The sequence below is a fragment of the Pseudohongiella sp. genome, from assembly GCF_040877505.1.
Taxonomy (GTDB): Bacteria; Pseudomonadota; Gammaproteobacteria; order Pseudomonadales; family Pseudohongiellaceae; genus Pseudohongiella.
Window position 1 is genome coordinate 1 of sequence record NZ_JBBDNQ010000046.1, and the last position, 18,295, is coordinate 18,295.

The following is an 18,295-nucleotide window of genomic DNA, read 5'->3' on the forward strand; positions in this document are numbered from 1 at the left end:
GACGATAGTTGACATTGATACCCAATGATCTGAATCCGCTATCAACATCGGTTTCGGTAATACCGGAATTGATGGATTGTTGCCTGGTCACGCCAAAGTCGCGGTTGGCGCGCTCGCCATTGTGGAACGTGGCAACAGCGCCGATTTCCCAACCAGTGCCGTCAGCCTGGCAACCCAGACAGGTTCCCGCGCCGAAAATTCCGAGCGTACCAATGCTGCCAGTTGCTACCCGGCCATCCAAAAAGTAACGCCAGTCATCGCCAAGGTCATGACGCACTTCCAACAGCAATGCACCCCCGGAACTCGATTCGCCCAAGCCATTCAGTCTGCCGTCGTCTGAATCAGCCTCTTCCCGGCCTTCTTCGTAGCCTAAAGACGTTTGAATCAACCAGGAATCCTGCACCAGCGTCCGCCAGCCAATGGCTTCACCAGCCCAGAGAAAAACATGGTCGCCACTTCGCCACTGCACACCGCCGGCCGGATCGACCTCAACCCCAAACTCGTCCGAACCCTCATAGGCCGTTTCATATTCAACGCCAAGCCCAAGGCCAACACCCCAGCCATCACCATTGGTAAAATCGGTGACCGAAGGCAGCGGAACGAGCGGCGTTCGTGACTCCTGCGCAGTGACCGATCCAGCAAACAAAAACGCGCCAAGCAATGCGGCGACGTGAAGGACTGTTTTTCTCATGCTTTTTTCCTGGGAAGTGATAGGTGGCTTTACGATGCGCTCGGCAGTACGAGGCCCTTGTTCAACAGCAAGCAGGTGAACAAACAGCACATCATTGGCAAGCTGATACGTCAGTCTGTATTCAGCGGATCAGACAACCACGCCGAAAATATCACCCACAATAGACGTTAAACCCATAGCCAGTGCGCCCCAAAAAGTCACTCTGATAGCGCCGATTGCAATGGATGCGCCGCCCGCTCGTGCAGCCACGGCGCCCAAACACGCCAGAAAAAATAAAGATGAGATAGCAACAGCGACTATCAGATTATTACCTGGTGTCGTCCATGCCACGAGTAAAGGAAGTGCAGCACCAACAGTAAAGGTAACAGCTGAAGAAAATGCAGCCTGAACAGGCTGAGCCCTGACAGTCTCGGATATCCCTATCTCGTCTCGAGCATGCGCACCCAGAGCGTCATGAGCCATCAACTGCTCGGCAACCTGTCTTGCCAAAACAGGCTCAAGACCTCTGTTCTGGTATATAGTTGCAAGTTCATTTTTTTCGAAATCTATATCAGTCTCCAAGGATTTTTTTTCGATGGCCAGGTCTGCTTTCTCTGTATCAGACTGGGAACTGACGGACACATACTCCCCAGCCGCCATAGACATGGCTCCCGCCACAAGTCCTGAAACGCCTGCCAGCAGGATAGTCTCTTGTGTTGCATTGGCAGCAGCAACGCCAATGATGAGGCTGGCTGTCGAGACGATTCCGTCATTGGCGCCTAAAACAGCGGCACGCAACCAGCCTATTCGATTCGATCTATGCGCTTCATGATGGCTCATCAGATTTCTCATTCTGTCGGATTTGGTAGCGCTCTTGCCCTGAAAGCTTATCACTGCTTACTGGCCTTATTCCTGATACTGTTGGTACAACTCACGCGGCCAGTAGCGCACCGGCTCGATATGGTCTTTCTCAATGAGCTCTGCCTTCACTCGCTGATAGTCGTAGCAATTCAGTTCAAAATTATTGCCCCAAGGGTCAGCGAAGTTGTAGGCCCAGCACATGTCAAAGTCGACGATATCATTGGTATTAAGCGGTTGGCCTGATGGGCTGTTGATGCCGTTGGGCAATGACCGGGCGAAAGCCATGAAGCCTTCCGCATCAAGGCTGAAGGCGACACCCGTCACTTGCGGCGCCATCGGGTGCCCATCGCTTGCTTCGAACAGGGCGAGCATGGTATCGCCGCCATCTGCGGATATTTGCAGCGGCCCGCCATCAAATCCCTTTGCCCAGAACTCAAATTTTTTAACCGCTTCAAAGCCCAGGTAGTCGGCGTACCACTGGGCTGCCTTTGCTCTATCCGGCACGCGAATATGCACGTGATCAAGTCGGCCCATGCGAAACTTTGGCTGATTCATAGCTTCCCATGAGCCTCTAAATCGTCCAGCAAGGCCTCATAGCTCATGACAGGCTCGGAAGCCCGTTCCTCGAATGCCGCAAAATCTTCCTGATCTTCAACCAATGCCTCGCGCATGACATCCTCCAAATTTGTGAGCAAACGCAATATTACGTCATAACATTAAAGCGTCAAATATCGGCCCGGCTAACGATAAAATAATTGGTTTCGGAAATGGATTTGCTGTCAATCACAGGTGAACCTTCCAGTGGCCGGTTTTGTCAGAGCCGATGCGGGTCAAACTGCCCGCTTTCTGCAACTTGGCTATGGCCCGGGCAATGGTGCGCACATCCTTTCCGAGGGAATCTGCGAGCTGTTGGCGTGTTAGCTGGGCGTTGCTTTGCAGCAGTAGCAAAATGGCATCCGGTGTCTTGCGTCCCGCAACATTTACAGGGGCGTTTACAGGGGCGTTTACAGGGGCGTTTATAGATGAATCAAGAGCGGTGCTTTGTGAGAGCGTTTGTGCAATGACCGATAGCATGAATTGAATAAAGGGCGCGCTCTCGGCCAGTTGATCCGCCTGCTCAAGCGCCTGGTAATAGTCGTGCTGATGGTCCTTAATCACACTCTCAAGCGGCAACGACAGAAACAGCGGGTGCCATTGCGACAAGATCAGTGTCTGCCACAGTCGTCCCATACGGCCATTGCCATCGCTGAACGGATGGATGAACTCCAACTCGTAATGAAAAACACTGCTGGCGATCAAGGGGTGATCTTTTGCCTGTTTTATCCAGCGGCACAGGTCTGCCATCAAACCTGACACCTGGTGCGCGGGTGGCGCCACATGATGCACCACATCGCCTTTGTGTATACCCACCGCCCGAGTGCGAAATGCTCCGGTATTGACCAGAACATCGGACATTATCAAGCCATGTGCGCTGAGCAGGTCAGTGATGTTATGGGGCTGCAACCCCGGCAAGGCATCGTAAGCGGCAATGGCGCCTTTGACTTCGGCCAGTTCGCGCACGCTGCCCAACACGCGCTGCCCCTCAACAATGGCTGTTACCTGCTCTTCGGTCAGCGTATTGCCCTCAATTGCCAGTGTGCCGGTGATGGTCTTGATGCGGTTCTGTTTGCGTAGCTGCGGTGAGGCATTCAGTTCACTGGCATCCAGCCTGCCAACCTGCTCGCTGATACCAGCAACCAGATTCAGGATGTCAGCGGTGATTGTGAAAGGGGGCTTATCGCGCATCGTTTCTTGCATCTCTACATTGAAGATATTGTGCCTGGATACCTTGAGTATAAAGCCGCTTCGGCGCTGATGTCCTGCAACGCCTTCACCAGCACCTGCCTGGCCTGTGTCGGGTCCAGCCCCAGCGTTTCAACGCAGCCCAATAAAATCATACACCATTCGGTCAGGTAAAATTTTTCAGCTTGATATGACTGTCTATTGAGTCGGCCAGCGCTTTTGGTACCTCATGCTCAGTGGCTAATGCCTGCCACTGAGACACCGCGTTGATCACACCATCAATAACCGCATCGATTTCTTTGCGCTCTACCCGCGGAAGCTGAGCGTCCGCAAGCGCGTAAAAATCAGCGCGGGTATGACCGCTGCGCTTGCCATTTAATGACATCCAGTGCTGCTCTACCCAGGGGTTGCCGGGTTTATAGCTAAAGGCAACGTCATAAGCAGGGCTCAACCGCCATTGCTTGTCCTCCAGCATAAAAGCAAAGTTCTTGGAATGATCATCGTGGTTCGTTGCTACGTGGTTAAATACCAGTCGGCGAAACAGATCGATAGCGTCCGTCCGCGGCAACCTGAGCTGGCGGGCAACCTGGAATAGCTCTTCATAGGAAAACGCGCCAATATCGTGGTAGTTGACGTGTTTAATGGCGGTAAGCGTTTGAATGTGTTTTTTCTCATTGCCTACCCGGTCAAAGCGCCTGGTCACAAAATGGCGCCGGTTGCCTTCTTCAAGCAAGTGACAGGGCATCATGTGAATGCCGGCTTGCGTGGCCATCAAGTAATAAACATATTCCATCGTGCCGTAACCGAGCGGGTCGCCAAACGTTTGTTGGGACGGGTCGCGCTCTTTTACGCCGTCAAACTTCAGCAGGTAATGCTCAAACCCGGCCGGTACGATTCCCTGCCCTGAACGAACCTGGCTAAACCCCTGGTTAAACGCCAGAATTGCTTTGGGTCTTGCGCCACCGGCGCTCGTGCCAACCGCCAATAACGCCTGCATCATTTCTTTATTTGCCGTGTCATCAAAATGCGTGCGCTGATGAAAGCCATTTCGTGCATCGAGCACTTCCTGCGCTAACATCATCAAGCTCTCAAGCTCTATGTCTTTATTACTGGCAGTGGTTTGCCTGTTCCGGGCGGGGTGATACTCCAGCGCGCCCATGCCCCGTTCGCCGGTATACTGAAGCCGTTCAAGCGGGGTCAGGGGTTCTGTGCGACCTGGCTGTTTCGCAACCCACTGGTTCAGTACCGCATTACCAAAGTCGTCGGGCAATGAGTCTGCGAGCATGCCCGGCAGGCCCCTGAACGTGTCCCAGTTTAGCCCCGGAAAAGCGTAAATTCTTCCCGTCTCGGCAGGCATTGTCAGCGGTGCAAGCGGGATGTTTTGGTCGACAAATTCAGGGAAGTACTCGAACCGCGCCGCTGTGTCGCCTTTGTTATAACTCAAGGCGCCGGCAGGTTCTCCTTTATAGCGAACCTCAATGGTATTGATCACCAGTCGAGCTCCTCATTGTCGGCCGGTTGCACGCGCTTTTTGCCGCTCGCCCGTTGCTTCTGTTTGGTGCTGCTTTTGAGTAGCTGCACAGGAGAAACGCCCTCGTCCGGGAAGGCGGCAAGCAAGTTGTCGATATGGCCCAGCGCCTGAAGAATCGCGACATAAGTCGGCAAGGTGCTTTTACCAGCCTCGGTGGACTTAACCGCATTCAGTGAGACCTTGGCCAGGGTGGCTAGATCTTCCTGCGTTAAATCCTGATTCAACCGATACTGCCTGATCCGTTGACCAATGATTGCTGAAACACGATCAGAATCCATATAAAGAACCCTAAATAGACTTTAACCTCGTGATTAGAGTTTAACAGACTATTTAGGGAATGTAATTAGATTTAATTTAAAGGCCTAAATAGAGCCTGTAAGGTCATAAAATTCTATATATAGGCTTTATAAGGGCTATAATATGACATATGGAGGCGAGCGCTACCGCCGTGCACGACAATCAGAGCCTTAGGTTTCATGGAAGACCGGCTCCTGGCCGGCAGTGGGGATGACGACTAACAAAGTGATACCTCTCGGAAAACGTTTCCGCGGAAACGTTTTTGGGACTTTAGCTTACGCATATGGGCTCAGATCCAGGTTCTCATGTTGGCACACCCGTATAATCTCAGGCCGCGTCACCATCAATCTTAGGTGGCGATTCAAATTCTTAAAGCTCAGCGGGGGCACCGAGATCCCGTCTGCCCAGATACATAGCATGAATAAAAAGTAGTCGCAGACTGATAGCTCTGTTCCCAACAGAAATTCATGTCCCTCTAACTCCGCATCCAGAATTGAGAGCATTTGGCTGATCCGCGCATCCTGGGCTCTACGAATCTGCTCGGCTCCAGACGAAACCTCAGAATGCCGTTCAGGATAAAAATAAATCATGAGCTCTGCCTGCAATGTACTTGAAAGATACAAGAGCCACTGAAAGAACCGCGCCCGCAGTTCGATGTTTTTAACAGGCATCAAGCCAGCTTCTGGGTGTTTCTCGCAGAGATAAATGCAAATAGCAGCGCTTTCCAGGATAACAGTTTTGCCTGTCACAAAAGCCGGGATTCGACCCGTCGGGTTCAGGGCCAGGTACTCGGGGGACTTGTGAGAATCAGACTTTCTGTCGACCAGCACGAGTTCATGGTCGACACCAAGCGCTTCCAGTACGAAGCGGGGGGCCATACTCGCATTTAACGGGTAGTAGTATAGCTTGTACAAATCTGGCTCCATTGTCGATTGCTAGTTATAGCGCCCAGTTCAGCCGCAGCTCAATGATGGGCCGAGCCGATGGATATCAAGCCGCCTCGGCACTGATATCCTGAAACGCCTTCACCAGCACCTCGGGCTCCTGCGCGCCGGAGATAAGGTACTTGCGGTTGATGATGAACGCCGGCACAGAGCTGACACCGGCCTTCTGGTAAGTGGCTTCGTCTTCGCGTACCGCCGCCGCAAACTGATCCGATTCCAACACCTGCCTGGCCTGTGCCGGGTCCAGCCCCAGCGTTTCCACACAGCCCAATAGCACCTCCGGGTCGGAGACATCCAGCGCCTTGCCAAAATACGCCTCGAACAGTGCCTGCTTCATGGCCGTCTGCTGACCCTGCTCAGCAGCCCATTTCACCAGACGGTGGGCATCAAAGGTATTGGCGGTCAGGCGCTCCTGCAGTTTTTCAAAGTTGACGCCAAGCTCTTTGGCAATCGTCATCATATTGCTCTGCGCTTCGCGCATCTCGTCCTCGCTGCGCCCGTACTTTTTCGCCAGCGCCGGCAGGATGGGCTCACCCTGGCCACTGTGCGAGGGGTTCAGCTCAAAGGCATGCCACTGCACCGTGAACTCATAGTCCGATGCCAGCTGCGCCATGGCCTGCTGCAGGCGGGCATAACCGATGGCGCACCAGGGGCAGGCGATGTCGGAGACGATGTCGATTTGTAGTTTGTTCATGGTGGGCGCTCCGAATTCTTCTTGAGGGTCAGCTCTATACTGCCAGTATTATTGTAAAGGTCTACGCTGATATTGGGTAACTCTGACGCATAAAGAGGTAGAACCATTGTGTGCTTCAAAATCGAAATATTAGCCGATTCATCTTCATATGTTTGGTAGCCCATTCGCTATTTCCGAGCACTAACAATGAAACAAAAATCGTACCTTCCGACGTCAAACTCTGAGTATAGTCTAGAAGGCGGTATACCTCCTCATTTCATCAACAAGAACCTCTTTAACGTTTGCTATGGCTTCTCCTAGTTTCTCGCTATACTCTTCCGATTCCTGATTGTATTTTTCCACAGATAAGTAGCTAAACGAGGAAATTGTATCGCTATTGAAGTTCATCATCTCGGTTTCAGCAGATGATAATTCTTCTACTAAGTCGTCGAACTCCGGAAAATATAGCTCGATAAGTGCAACTGCCTTATTCGACTCTTCAGATCCTAGAGAGCCGTGTTGAGACTTCCTCAACTTAAGTAAATCATTATCACGCACACCTTTGAAGAAATTTACAGACTCTTCCAGATAATAAGACTCCATGCTCAAGAGATGCTCATAGCATTTTTGGATAATCTCTCTGTAGTGTTTGTTGTGCTCTCTCTTGTTCGACTTATTTTGAACGATATATACGCCGAGCAAAGTTAACATGCCACCCAGCATTGTTTGGAAAACGGGAAGAATGCTTTCCATAAAAAGGTCACCCTATTAATTCTCTGATTCTTGTGAAAGTGATCTAAGTTTAATTGGAGTAAAGTAAAATAACATACTCGTTCTAAAGTGTTCTTCTAGTTCTCGTCGCTCTCTTCATTCTTTGAAGCATCCAAGTTGTCGAATAGCCTTTGGATTTCAGAAGGTGATCCAACATTTTCATACTTTCTTATGATATCACTATAGGTGCTCATATTATTCTCATCGAAGATAGTATTGTATTTATCGAGCCAATATTTGTAGGCTTCTACGCTCGCTTTGTTGGAGAGATTCTTATATTCGTCAAAATGTGTCGGTAGATGATTTTTCATGTATTCTAGATTCCGAAACTTTTCTAAATCATCAGGAAACCTATTTTGAGACATAATCTCGCTAAGCTTCCCGAAACTAGATTCGTGCTTCTTCAAATATTCATTCACTATAAAATTCTGTGAATCTCTCAGTTGATTCAGATTATCAGCTCGATATTTATGTCTCGGCTTCGAATGGGAGGCTCTCGCATCAATGATCGAATTCTCATCAACCTCTACCGACAGATAGGACTCACTATCTTTCATGAACATCGATGTGCTGTACATATGAAATGCGCTAATATCTGATTCGCCAAATATTTCTGCCTGAATCTCCGCTAGAGGTCCTATAACTTTGTTGCCGTTAGAGTGTATTTTATACCACCAATCATCCTTGGCATCATCGGTTACAAAGATGACGCTGGCTATATCTTTTTCTTTTGACTTCTGTATTATTTGTTTCCAGATGATTAGATCACCAAACTGCCGCTCGTAATTCAGTCCATCATAGAAAAAATGGGTATCCTCCTCTTTCTTAGCTTTTGACGCATCTTTAAAGCCCGGCGGAATTCTATTCCTAAACCGCTCCGCACCTTCTTTATAAAGGTTATCTAGCCATTCTTGACTTTTCGGTTTTTCACCAACTTTTCCTTCGAATAAGCTGTTTAAATCGTCTCTAATTGAGTCATGAGAACGAACGCAGGGTTGCTCGCTATTCCAATGTGCCACCGATTTTCGGTAGCTCGCTATACTTCTACTAATCTCCTTCTCAAGCCTTTCAGTATTCTCCGCTAACTTAGGAAAGCGGCGCTTCAATGCCAGCTGTTCGAAGTCAGATTTGAATACATTCTGTACCTTATCAAGGTTTCTATCTATTTCACTAAAAATACTTTTTTCATTCTTGATAACCTCTAGTCTTCGCTTCTGGTACTCGAGACCCGCGTGGTATGGGATCCAAATTTGCCCTTCTATAGATTTCAGTATTTTAAAGAAATCATTTCTAGTTTGGAGTGCATAACCATACAGATTAAGAAGCACGTTGGCATCGAACACAAAAAGTGTTTTGTCATCCTTCCAAAGATTTCCAAGCTCTTGTTGAGATGCGCTATAGAACCCCCTAAATATATTTTTCATATTCACCCCCTATATCCAATGATTTTTGATGATACTTCGAAAGCATTAAGCCCTTGTCTGCACACGCAGAGTAGGGCTGCTGGTAGGCGGCGAACTCATCTGGAAAGACGATTCCTATCTCCTCCCCCAACTTAGTCAGCTGTACCTCAGTCTATTCTGCCTGGAACAACCACTACAATTAGTCTGGAGAAATTCGAAAGCGGACGAGTCTAAATACCCGGGCCTAAAAATTCATTGTTTCGGACAAGTACAATAGGCGTAAGCTAATTCTAGAAAATATCGTTTTGCAATGGAGGTAAATCAAATCATACCGTTCTCTTAACTTATCTAGTGCCCTATCCAACAGGCTCGTGGTGTAACTGAAGTTCGATTATTATGGCAGCCAATAGTTTTATCTACCGAGACTTCGCTATTGGTGATAATCGTAGCAAAAAATTCCCATATACTGCTTTCCGTGATCTTGTCGTAGATAGCGTTGTTCGCTAGAACCTTTTCCGTGTTATACCATAGCCCAATGATACAATAATACCTGTTCATTTAGTCTAGCTCTACATACTAATTATACTCAACATCCCCCGAGGTAGGTGACACGTTTATACGTCCGATTTGGTCCTTTTGTTAGAGGCGTTCTCTTCATCACCTAATATATCGCTAATAAAATCATCCACACCAGCTGCCTTGTATGATATGGCTTTGTACAAATCAAAAATGCCTGTGATTCGTGGAAAACTCCAAATTGAATTCCCTTTTCTATCGACAAACTCAAGTTCAATAGCTATTGAATAAGTGGGCTGATAAGCGTACGTATTAAACAAGTGATTATCCTCACTATTATCATATTCCCTTTTATATATTCTTAGGATTCTCCCACCGTATTTTGTCTCAAATACAGCGCCAATAATCTTGGTAAACCCAAATTCGGAACCTTCGTTCGCCTCGACTACTTCCCAGCGCAATGTGGACTCCTGAGTTAGTTCAATTAATTTGGCTACAAGTGCTACTAACTTTTCGTCTTGCTTAGCCATTTCCTTGACTCCATTTGTCATCTTCACGAATGTTTGAAATTTCTTGGATCACCATATTCATTTCAAGATAAACCGCTCTGATCGAGTTCTTATCTATACTCTGATTCTCTCGAATTTCCTCAATGATCAAACGGAGTTTCTTTAGGGATAAACGCATTGTTCCAGAGGACTTATTCTCAAGACTCCTAATATTTACTTGCGCAATCGCCAGTTCTTCGATAATTGCATGACTAGAGTCCGGGAGGTTAGTCAATTCACTAGAAATCGTTGATGCGTGATTCTGTATTTTCTTTAAAAGACTCGGTAGTCTCGCTCTAAAAAGAAACTCTTGCTTTATTTTTCTCACTCCCAGAAAAACATAGATAGTGAAACCAAGCCCAGTAATCGAAGCAAGGCCACCGATTCGGTCAACGTTCAGCCATGAAAAAAGCGATTCCATGTACAGTATTTCCTTAGTTTCTATTGCTGCTAAAACGCGCAGCTAAGTGGTTGAGGCGAGTCCGTAGCAGAAACGCTGTCGCCGTGATTGGGCTTACTAAAGCTTCTACAATATGTCATCGTATTTGCGTCCATCAATCTCGCTGAATTCGAATGAACAAGGAAGTGCATTCATTCCGGCTTTTGCCATGGCTGTTGCATGAAATATCCAATCAACAAGTTCAATGGGAAGTTTGCAAAGTCCAAATTCGGATTCGAACTTAACTAGCACCTTTGGGAGGGTATACTTCCCTCCTGGAACTTGTTACGCAAGTACTTAGATTTCTTAGCATTCTTCTTTAGATGCCATATAGAAGCCGACTTTTATAACTTCGAATACGCCCCCCTTCTCTTTGTCCGACTTCATTAGGGGAAATTGCGACTCGGGCAACTTATTCCATTCTTCAGCAGAAATAACATGGCCAATTCCCATTGCAAATCCTCGATAGCAGTTGAGGTTTGATGCCGCTGTTCAGCGGCGAAGTTGTCGTGCCACAGTTTTTGCGCTTTCTATGTGCTTTTTACTACCTTATGCCGCGCAATAGCTCGCTCGGTAAAGCCTTGTAGACCGTCGTAGTCGTCTAACCACAAATCGAGATTTCCATACGCATTCCTGAAATCATCCCATCGAGGATACTCGTTGACAAATAGCTCCATCCCTCGTGCAAACTCAAAAAGATTGTTTACAAGAGCCTGAAGCTCCGCAAGCCTGAAAAGGTAGGTAAGTATATTCTGAGGGGCGACGAGCATTTGAGCACCTACGGTAAAGGAATCTGGAATTCCGGATATCCGTGAATTATGAACCTGAAGCCTCATTAAAATGTAAGCTAAATAGCTACCCACTTCTGGATCTGCTTTTTCAATACAACGACTAAAAATGGTTTTGTACTCCTTCGGTGGTACGGGGAGCGCTGCCGCAAGTTCTCTTCTCCTGTTATTCCTTGGTTCAGACGCTCGTTCGTAGGCTTCAGATAATAAGATTGCACTTAATTTGAAATACTCAGTTAGTTCACTCAATGCCTCTGGTAAAAATACTTTCGCGGCAATGAATTCCCTTTCTCTCTGTCTTTCGGCATTGTATCTGCCGATATTAAAGGCGATAAGACTTGAAACGAAAGCGAGCATACCTACGTTCAAGCCTTGCCAGTTGTGCCAAACACTATGCACATAATTCCAGTCTCCGTCTCCGCTAATCCAAGGAAACAGAAACATGCTTAACCCATAGAGTGTTACTACTGGTATACCTATTCTATTGAGAAGTTCTATTACTACTTCAGGCTCCAGTATTCCTATATGTCTCAATATGTTTCCCTCAATCTACTGGTGGCGAACAATCTTGACCACTGGCGTTGTCACAGGACACGACGCCTAAGTTCAGGGGCGTTTGAGACGATGACTATTTTTTGGCAGCAAACCTGGGCAATGGCTCAAACGTCCCTTGTAACGATTTGTTAGATGCCGCCTCACCCGTCGCCTCAAACTTGGAGGAAAAGTCGCATGGTCTCAATTGATTCTGTGAGTTCATCCGGGGTGAACAGTACGTTTTGGTCGTTCTCCGGATGATGAATTTGATGGCGAATGTACTCGGTAAGAATAATTTGCTGCGACACCGCAGAACCATCCTGCCGGAGACGAATGTACTGACGCTCCGGTTTGCCAAGTTTGTAGTCAGCCAAGCGTCCTTCTGCCTCAATGAACCCATATAGTTCGTTGTGATATTCATAGGACGCCTCTCCAAACGCAGAAAAATTTACTTCATTAAGGCTTGGATACGGTAGCTCATGTTCAAGAACGGGCGAAACTCGTTTCGGAGCCTGATCTGAAACCAGAATGATGTTCTCAAATTTCAGGCGCTTGACGATTTCGGGGCTGTGTGTTGTGAGCAATACCTGGGTATTGGGTGCTTCAGACAGGGCGATCAGCGCATCAGTCAAATCGCGCTGATGTTCTGGGTGTTGAGATGTTTCCGGTTCTTCGATGGCGTATACAATATCGGGCAAGTTAGCCTCATTTTGTCTCCTCTCTGCTTCTGCACGGAAAAAACTGATCAGCACGAGGCGCTTTACTCCACTTCCTCTCTTATTAATGGGGATATCATCATCACCGGTAATAGAGACGTTCTTGAAGACATCCGGCCACTTCAGGCTGGCGAAATCAGGAAGTTGAGGGTCGAGTGAATTGGCGATTGCTGGGTTCATTTCCCTAAGCTTTTGTAAGGTTCTCTGAGCCACCTGATCCAATCGTGCCTTCACCGTGTCCGTGACCTGCGCCAAATCTGCTTGAATTTGTGGATCACCGAGGATTTCCCTGACAGCGATTCGCATAGGATCCTGAACTTCATCGTCAGAATCGCTATTTTTTCGATCCGATTGGAACAGCGTGTACAGCGGCATATACGCCTTGAGTTGTTCCCAGATGCTCCTGGCGTCAATCTTGGCAACTTCAATTTCGCAGTCGCCTAACTGTAAATTTGCCTGCCCACGCCAGATAGCTTTTCGTAGCTCAGCATTCTTTGTCTTATCCGGGCAGTCGAAACCGCCAGCTTCCAATATCTTCTTAAGGTCGGCGTTCTTCTTCAGAAGTAAGTCAGAACATTCTGGGTTTACGGGGTGATTGGCCCTAATAAATACCTTTTCCTTCCCCGCATTTGGGTATCTCTTGACGACATGCAGGGTTCGCGCCGACGTTAGCAGGTATTCCTCCTGCAGTGTCGTCTGGTTCGTGGCGTCAATGACGATATTTCCAGGAAGATCAGTGAATTCGATTTCGATTTCAATGCAGTCCTGCCCTTGAGCAAGGCAATCTTTGTTTATATCGTCCTTGTCTATCTTTACGCAGCCTTTACCTTCATTGAAAAAGACGTCCAACGCTTCAAGAAGTGTTGATTTCCCAATGTCGTTACGACCGACAAGGACGAGCAGGTCATCAAGCTGTACCGTCACCGGGCTTGAATAGCTTCGAAACCGATTCACGGTTACGGCTTTTATTTTCATCTTGTTATCACCCCATGTAGCAAAGCGGCAACTAATGCCCGTTTAAGCCGTAGCATTTTTGTGTTATTGTTTCAGCATAGCAAGTAACACAAAAACGCGTATGTTTTAGCGTCGTCTGGAAGCGCTTGTTATGCATCTGCTATCAGTCTAACCCTAGGAGTTTTCTAGCACCATCTGCAAGAACCTTGCGCCCTTCTTTGGATTTTCCAATAGATACAACGAGTTTTACGATCTTGTTGGGTGCCGTTCTAAGCCACGTTTCTTTTGGATAATACTCTATGTCTTCCGACACCCTCTCTATACCATCCTTGAACTCTCTAAACTGAGTAGACGTTATAATCTGGTCTTCCTCAAGTTTACGTACCTTTTCTTCGAGACGAGAAAATTTCTCTCTCAGAGCATTGATCTCCTCTACAGTAAATTCTTCGTCTTTCGTCTGTTCGCCTAGCTGCTCCGATATTAGCTCTCTGAGCTCATTGACCTCACGATTTAGATCTTTCTCTGCTTTTAGTTCACTTCGGACCTCGCTAGTCCAACGAGGAATAGTTCGGAACACCTCGTCTAGTGAATCCACGAGCATTGTCTTGTTAGCAGTTATTTCGCCAGGCGACATTTCTATTCGGTAAATGTGCAAGGCCCGGTTCGCTGTGAAGTAATAAGTCTGATTGTGAAGGAACGTTATTCGTATCAAATCATCAATATCATCATCTCCGAAGTAACGTATAAAGTCATCGCTTGAAAAACATGTGGAATCTAGGACCGAATCTATCTCTTTTTGTATCGTCAATCGAAGTTTCATGAGGATTCCGCTTTATTTGCATAACGCTCTTCGTAATGGGCGAGGCGACAGCCCTGTCCAAGATTGATTTGATTGTTAGCTGCCATGACTTGAATCTACAACACTGAGTCAATTAATGGCGCAACTTTTTCATATGCTGAGCTGACACCTGATGCCACTGCTATTTTTTCCAGTCCGCCCCATAGTGCGGCGATTATAGCTTTGTTTGGCTTAGTTTTAGCTAGCTGATCTTTGATACTTTCTACGTCAACTGAGTAGTCTAGTTTTTCTTGTTCGTTGAGATCGCTAGACGTAGCAATAGATTTTTTCAATTCATCTAAATGCGTTCGTAAATCTGCAAAATCAGCATTGACTACATTTCCATCGCCAAGTGTAATTATGTTGCTGCCTGTAGCTGTGATGTTGATACCAGCGTATCTGTCTTTAGGTTCAAATTGAGAGCCGCCTTCAATCTTGTCGATACCTTTTGCAGTGATTTCATAGAACGTTGTTGTCTGTGGGATTGTTCCGCCTTTGACGTTTATGGTTTTTTCTATGTCAATGGTCTTTACCCAGTTGTTGTCAATTAGATAAGTTAGGTTTGACATTACTTGAGGCTGTGCCAAACCATGGAGGGCTTTTAATTCACGTTTTGCATCGCTAATTTTTAAAGCAGAACCTTTCTTACCCATTTTGCTTGTCGCATTAGCATTCCTATCGTAGAAATATTGGAGAATAGATTTTCTTATTTCATCATTTGGGTTCATTTCAGCAGCTCATCAAATACATCCGGATATCCATAATTCACTGATCCTCTATTGCCCGGATTGCCAGGATTCCCGGCATTGCCAGGATTACCCGGGTTACCTATATTTCCGTAATTTCCCATATGCTTGTTTAGAACCATATCTTTGTGTAATTCGCCGACATAACTTCCCGATAGTTTATGCACGTGTGTACCATTGATCTGGCCAACTGCTTTTCCATGCATATCGTGAATATATTTACCTCGAATATATCCAACCGCAGTCCCTCGAGAGCTGTAAATGTAATCAGTCATAGAATCCTCGTGCAGCTAACGCCCTTGTTCTGGCGCGAAAACATGTTGGTACCGCTTTGTACGTCCCTAGTGAGCGTTCCTACTAGGACAGCTTATGGTTTCGGCATACATTTGAAGTGCAACTCCACTCTGGGAAAATTCCCCAGAATATACGGGGGTTCGGATTCTTCCGTTTCTATAGCTTCGAACACTTTGTCATTCGATTCACAGTACCGAGCGGCCTCACCGATAGCATCAGCTTTCAACGTGCCCATACCCGAGAATCCAGAAGCTGCCTGTCGTGAGACCATATACGCATCATTACCAAGTGGCACAATGCCCGAATTCGATGCACAGGAGGTTACTAGTCCTGCCACAACAGCCAAGCCCATAATTTTCGACATCAACACGTTCTCCATTCGTGGTGCTAACAGCTGGAGTTCCTCTCGCCAGAACGCTAAACAAATCGCCGATACACAGGCTCATCCCTATAGGAACATCGCCCAGTGTCTTAACATCAATCAAGGGAGAGGCCAAAGCCCAATAAAACCAGAATACTGAACCACTTACAACTATCCAACAGGCTAATATAGGGTACATTTCACACCACCCGCACAACCCACCCCTCAGTCATACTTCAACGCAGTAGCCTTGCCCCGGAATATCCGGTACACAAAAAACGTGTAGATCAGGATGGTGGGCAGCACCACGGCGGTGCCCCAGAAGGTGAACAGCAGCGAGGCGGTGCTGGCGGCGGATTCCCAGATGTCCATCTGGCCGATGATGATGTCGGGCAGGATGCTGTAGGCCAGGCCCAGGGCGGCGAGCAGGCACAGGGCGATGAGGCCGGCGAACAGCAGCCATTCGGCTTTGCTGCGCAGCACGCGGGTGTCGAACACCAGCCAGATCAGCGCGCCGTAGATCAGGCTGCTGAGGATGGGCACCGGCAGCAGCCACAGGCTGTCGGGGAAGGAGAACCATTTGTCGGCGATGGTGCTGCTGACCAGCGGGGTGGCGATGGACACCAGCAGCAGGGCCAGGCCCATGGGCAGGATGGAGGTTTTGGCCCAGCGCAGGGCTTTGTCGAACAGGGCGTGTTCGGTCTTGATCAGCAGCCAGGCGGCGCCCAGCAATATGTACAGGGCGGGCAGGGTGATGGCGATCAGGCCGGAGAACAGGGTGTTGATCCAGCCGGTGTCCAGGCCGGTGATGTAGGTGCCCAGCATCCAGCCCTGGGCCAGTGATGAGATCAACGAGCCGGCAAAAAAAAGATTGTTCCACATCTGTTTGCGGTGGGACACGGCCTTGGCGCGGAAGTCGAAGGCAATGCCGCGCAGTATCAGCCCCATCAGCATGACGGTGACCGGGATATACAGCGTACTGAGGATGATGCCGTGTGCCTGCGGGAAGGCGATCAGCAAAATGCCGATACCCAGCACGATCCAGGTTTCGTTGGCATCCCAGAACGGGCCGATGGCGGCGACCATGACGTCTTTTTCGTCCTCATCAGCCAGCGGCAGCAACATGCCAATGCCCAGGTCGTAGCCGTCCAGCACCACATAAATTAGCAGTGCCAGGCCCATGGCGCCGGCAAAAAACAATGGTAACCAGATTTCCAGTGCCATCACAGTGCTCCTTCTGCGGCTTGGTCGGGGTTTTGCAGTCGGATGGACTGGGTCAGCGACGCGGCCGGTTTGGTGGCCATGTAGCGCAGGGTGGCGATGTAGGACACCAGCACAAACACATACAGTGCCATGTAGGCACTAAACGTCCCCAGCATCACGCCGGGGCCGTGATCGGCGACCACCTCTTCGGTTCGCATCAGGCCGTTGATAAGCCAGGGCTGGCGGCCGATCTCGGTGACATACCAGCCGGCCAGCACCCCCACCCAGCCGGAAAAGGTCATCCAGGAGGCGGCGTGCAGCAGCCAGGGCCCGGGTTTTTGTTTGCGCCGGAACAGTTGCCAGCCGGCCCACCAGGCCACGGCGATCATCAGCAGGCCAATGCCCACCATGAGTCGGAAGGCCCAGAACACTGGCGCCACCGGTGGATGTGCACCGGCAAACTCGTTCAGGCCGCGCACTTCGCCGTTGGGGTCGTGGGTCAGGATCAGGCTGGCGGCGTAGGGAATCTCCAGCGCAAAGCGGGTGGTGCGGGTGTCTTCATCGGGAAAGCCGAACACGGTGAAGGGCACCGCGCGGTGGGTCTCCCACACACCTTCGATGGCAGCGATTTTCGCGGGCTGGTGTTCCAGGGTATTGATGCCGTGCAGGTCGCCAATCACCACCTGCAGTGGCGCGGCGACCATGGCAATGGCCACGCCGGTTTTGAACACCATCAGCGTGGCTGGCCCGTCGACGCGGCTGCGCATGCGCCAGGCGCTGATGCCGATGACCAGGAAGGCGGCAGTGAGCAGGCAGGCGGTCAGCATGTGTGCCAACCGGTACGGGAAAGATGGGTTAAAGATGATTTCCAGCCAGCTGCCGACCTGGAACACCCCGTTCTCCAGTACATAACCCTGGGGTGTCTGCATCCAGGAGTTCAGGCTCAGGATCCAGAACGCGGACAGGGTGGTGCCAAAGGCCACCAGACCGCAGGCGATCAGGTGCATGCGGTTGGAGACGCGCTGTTTGCCGAACAGCATCACGCCCAGAAAGGTGGCTTCCAGGAAAAACGCGGTCAGCACTTCGTAGCCTAACAAGGGGCCGGCGATGTTGCCGGCGCGGTCCATGAAGCCGGGCCAGTTGGTGCCAAACTGGAAACTCATGGTGATGCCGGAAACCACCCCGATGGCAAACGACAGCGCAAATATTTTTACCCAGAACTGGTAGGCGTACTCCCAGTTCTGGTTGCCGGTGAGTGTGTAGCGCAGGCGGAAGAAAAACAGGATCCAGCCCAGGCCGATGGTGATGGCGGGGAACAGGATGTGAAAACTGATGTTGGCAGCAAACTGCGCGCGGGCCAGGACAAACGGGTCGAAATCCATCGTTGTCTCCGTATCGGGTTTGGCACGGTGCGTAGTGTGCCATG

At 49.0% G+C, this 18,295-nt stretch carries 19 protein-coding genes; all 19 read right to left on the reverse strand.

Annotated elements, in window-relative coordinates:
• Positions 1 to 691 (reverse strand): MipA/OmpV family protein (locus WD071_RS16785; protein WP_368049557.1); only part of this gene is annotated, 691 nt, incomplete at its 3' end.
• 129 nt (positions 692 to 820) lie between these two features.
• A complete protein-coding gene (locus tag WD071_RS16790) occupies positions 821 to 1,522 on the reverse strand; it encodes a VIT family protein (RefSeq protein ID WP_368049715.1) in 702 nt (233 codons plus the stop codon).
• Positions 1,523 to 1,576: 54 nt separating this feature from the next.
• On the reverse strand, positions 1,577 to 2,086 hold the full coding sequence (locus WD071_RS16795) for a VOC family protein (protein ID WP_368049558.1): 510 nt from the start codon (positions 2,084 to 2,086) through the stop codon (positions 1,577 to 1,579).
• A gap of 228 nt (positions 2,087 to 2,314) precedes the next feature.
• Positions 2,315 to 3,316 (reverse strand): Fic family protein, encoded by a 1,002-nt coding sequence (locus WD071_RS16800; protein ID WP_368049559.1) that lies wholly within the window; start codon positions 3,314 to 3,316, stop codon positions 2,315 to 2,317.
• Positions 3,317 to 3,479: 163 nt separating this feature from the next.
• Positions 3,480 to 4,805, reverse strand: a complete 1,326-nt coding sequence (locus WD071_RS16805; protein ID WP_368049560.1) for a type II toxin-antitoxin system HipA family toxin — start codon at positions 4,803 to 4,805, stop codon at positions 3,480 to 3,482.
• A complete protein-coding gene (locus WD071_RS16810; RefSeq protein ID WP_368049561.1) occupies positions 4,802 to 5,122 on the reverse strand; it encodes a helix-turn-helix domain-containing protein in 321 nt (106 codons plus the stop codon). The genes WD071_RS16805 and WD071_RS16810 overlap by 4 nt, the downstream gene beginning before the upstream one ends.
• Before the next feature lie 294 nt (positions 5,123 to 5,416).
• A complete protein-coding gene (locus WD071_RS16815; protein ID WP_368049562.1) occupies positions 5,417 to 6,055 on the reverse strand; it encodes a glutathione S-transferase family protein in 639 nt (212 codons plus the stop codon).
• A gap of 76 nt (positions 6,056 to 6,131) precedes the next feature.
• Positions 6,132 to 6,779, reverse strand: a complete 648-nt coding sequence (locus WD071_RS16820; protein WP_368049563.1) for a DsbA family oxidoreductase — start codon at positions 6,777 to 6,779, stop codon at positions 6,132 to 6,134.
• A gap of 231 nt (positions 6,780 to 7,010) precedes the next feature.
• Complete coding sequence (locus WD071_RS16825; RefSeq protein ID WP_368049564.1) at positions 7,011 to 7,511, reverse strand: hypothetical protein; 501 nt, start codon at positions 7,509 to 7,511, stop codon at positions 7,011 to 7,013.
• Positions 7,512 to 7,606: 95 nt separating this feature from the next.
• Positions 7,607 to 8,953, reverse strand: coding sequence for a PIN-like domain-containing protein (locus WD071_RS16830; RefSeq protein ID WP_368049565.1), 1,347 nt, complete (start codon positions 8,951 to 8,953; stop codon positions 7,607 to 7,609).
• A gap of 593 nt (positions 8,954 to 9,546) precedes the next feature.
• Positions 9,547 to 9,978 (reverse strand): hypothetical protein, encoded by a 432-nt coding sequence (locus WD071_RS16835; RefSeq protein ID WP_368049566.1) that lies wholly within the window; start codon positions 9,976 to 9,978, stop codon positions 9,547 to 9,549.
• Positions 9,971 to 10,417 (reverse strand): hypothetical protein, encoded by a 447-nt coding sequence (locus WD071_RS16840; RefSeq protein WP_368049567.1) that lies wholly within the window; start codon positions 10,415 to 10,417, stop codon positions 9,971 to 9,973. Before WD071_RS16840 ends, WD071_RS16835 begins: the two co-directional genes overlap by 8 nt.
• 548 nt (positions 10,418 to 10,965) lie before the next feature.
• Complete coding sequence (locus WD071_RS16845) at positions 10,966 to 11,757, reverse strand: hypothetical protein (protein WP_368049568.1); 792 nt, start codon at positions 11,755 to 11,757, stop codon at positions 10,966 to 10,968.
• Between the two features lie 173 nt (positions 11,758 to 11,930).
• Positions 11,931 to 13,448, reverse strand: coding sequence for an ATP-binding protein (locus WD071_RS16850; RefSeq protein ID WP_368049569.1), 1,518 nt, complete (start codon positions 13,446 to 13,448; stop codon positions 11,931 to 11,933).
• Between the two features lie 142 nt (positions 13,449 to 13,590).
• Positions 13,591 to 14,247, reverse strand: a complete 657-nt coding sequence (locus WD071_RS16855) for a hypothetical protein (protein ID WP_368049570.1) — start codon at positions 14,245 to 14,247, stop codon at positions 13,591 to 13,593.
• Between the two features lie 95 nt (positions 14,248 to 14,342).
• Positions 14,343 to 14,993, reverse strand: a complete 651-nt coding sequence (locus WD071_RS16860; protein ID WP_368049571.1) for a hypothetical protein — start codon at positions 14,991 to 14,993, stop codon at positions 14,343 to 14,345.
• Entirely contained in the window at positions 14,990 to 15,286 is a 297-nt protein-coding gene (locus tag WD071_RS16865) for a 4-fold beta flower protein (RefSeq protein ID WP_368049572.1), read from the reverse strand. Before WD071_RS16865 ends, WD071_RS16860 begins: the two co-directional genes overlap by 4 nt.
• A 605-nt stretch (positions 15,287 to 15,891) precedes the next feature.
• Positions 15,892 to 16,890, reverse strand: coding sequence for a cytochrome d ubiquinol oxidase subunit II (locus tag WD071_RS16870; protein WP_368049573.1), 999 nt, complete (start codon positions 16,888 to 16,890; stop codon positions 15,892 to 15,894).
• Complete coding sequence (locus WD071_RS16875) at positions 16,890 to 18,251, reverse strand: cytochrome ubiquinol oxidase subunit I (RefSeq protein ID WP_368049574.1); 1,362 nt, start codon at positions 18,249 to 18,251, stop codon at positions 16,890 to 16,892. The genes WD071_RS16870 and WD071_RS16875 overlap by 1 nt, the downstream gene beginning before the upstream one ends.
• Positions 18,252 to 18,295: the final 44 nt, after the last annotated feature.

What these genes read in the sequence shown, in the direction of transcription:
- WD071_RS16790 (WP_368049715.1), bottom strand. Translation starts at nt 1,522, where the DNA reads ATGAGAAATCTGATGAGCCATCATGAAGCGCATAGATCGAATCGAATA.
- WD071_RS16795 (WP_368049558.1), bottom strand. Translation starts at nt 2,086, where the DNA reads ATGAATCAGCCAAAGTTTCGCATGGGCCGACTTGATCACGTGCATATT.
- WD071_RS16800 (WP_368049559.1), bottom strand. Translation starts at nt 3,316, where the DNA reads ATGCGCGATAAGCCCCCTTTCACAATCACCGCTGACATCCTGAATCTG.
- WD071_RS16810 (WP_368049561.1), bottom strand. Translation starts at nt 5,122, where the DNA reads ATGGATTCTGATCGTGTTTCAGCAATCATTGGTCAACGGATCAGGCAG.
- WD071_RS16820 (WP_368049563.1), bottom strand. Translation starts at nt 6,779, where the DNA reads ATGAACAAACTACAAATCGACATCGTCTCCGACATCGCCTGCCCCTGG.
- WD071_RS16825 (WP_368049564.1), bottom strand. Translation starts at nt 7,511, where the DNA reads ATGGAAAGCATTCTTCCCGTTTTCCAAACAATGCTGGGTGGCATGTTA.
- WD071_RS16830 (WP_368049565.1), bottom strand. Translation starts at nt 8,953, where the DNA reads ATGAAAAATATATTTAGGGGGTTCTATAGCGCATCTCAACAAGAGCTT.
- WD071_RS16835 (WP_368049566.1), bottom strand. Translation starts at nt 9,978, where the DNA reads ATGGCTAAGCAAGACGAAAAGTTAGTAGCACTTGTAGCCAAATTAATT.
- WD071_RS16840 (WP_368049567.1), bottom strand. Translation starts at nt 10,417, where the DNA reads ATGGAATCGCTTTTTTCATGGCTGAACGTTGACCGAATCGGTGGCCTT.
- WD071_RS16850 (WP_368049569.1), bottom strand. Translation starts at nt 13,448, where the DNA reads ATGAAAATAAAAGCCGTAACCGTGAATCGGTTTCGAAGCTATTCAAGC.
- WD071_RS16855 (WP_368049570.1), bottom strand. Translation starts at nt 14,247, where the DNA reads ATGAAACTTCGATTGACGATACAAAAAGAGATAGATTCGGTCCTAGAT.
- WD071_RS16860 (WP_368049571.1), bottom strand. Translation starts at nt 14,993, where the DNA reads ATGAACCCAAATGATGAAATAAGAAAATCTATTCTCCAATATTTCTAC.
- WD071_RS16865 (WP_368049572.1), bottom strand. Translation starts at nt 15,286, where the DNA reads ATGACTGATTACATTTACAGCTCTCGAGGGACTGCGGTTGGATATATT.
- WD071_RS16870 (WP_368049573.1), bottom strand. Translation starts at nt 16,890, where the DNA reads ATGGCACTGGAAATCTGGTTACCATTGTTTTTTGCCGGCGCCATGGGC.
- WD071_RS16875 (WP_368049574.1), bottom strand. Translation starts at nt 18,251, where the DNA reads ATGGATTTCGACCCGTTTGTCCTGGCCCGCGCGCAGTTTGCTGCCAAC.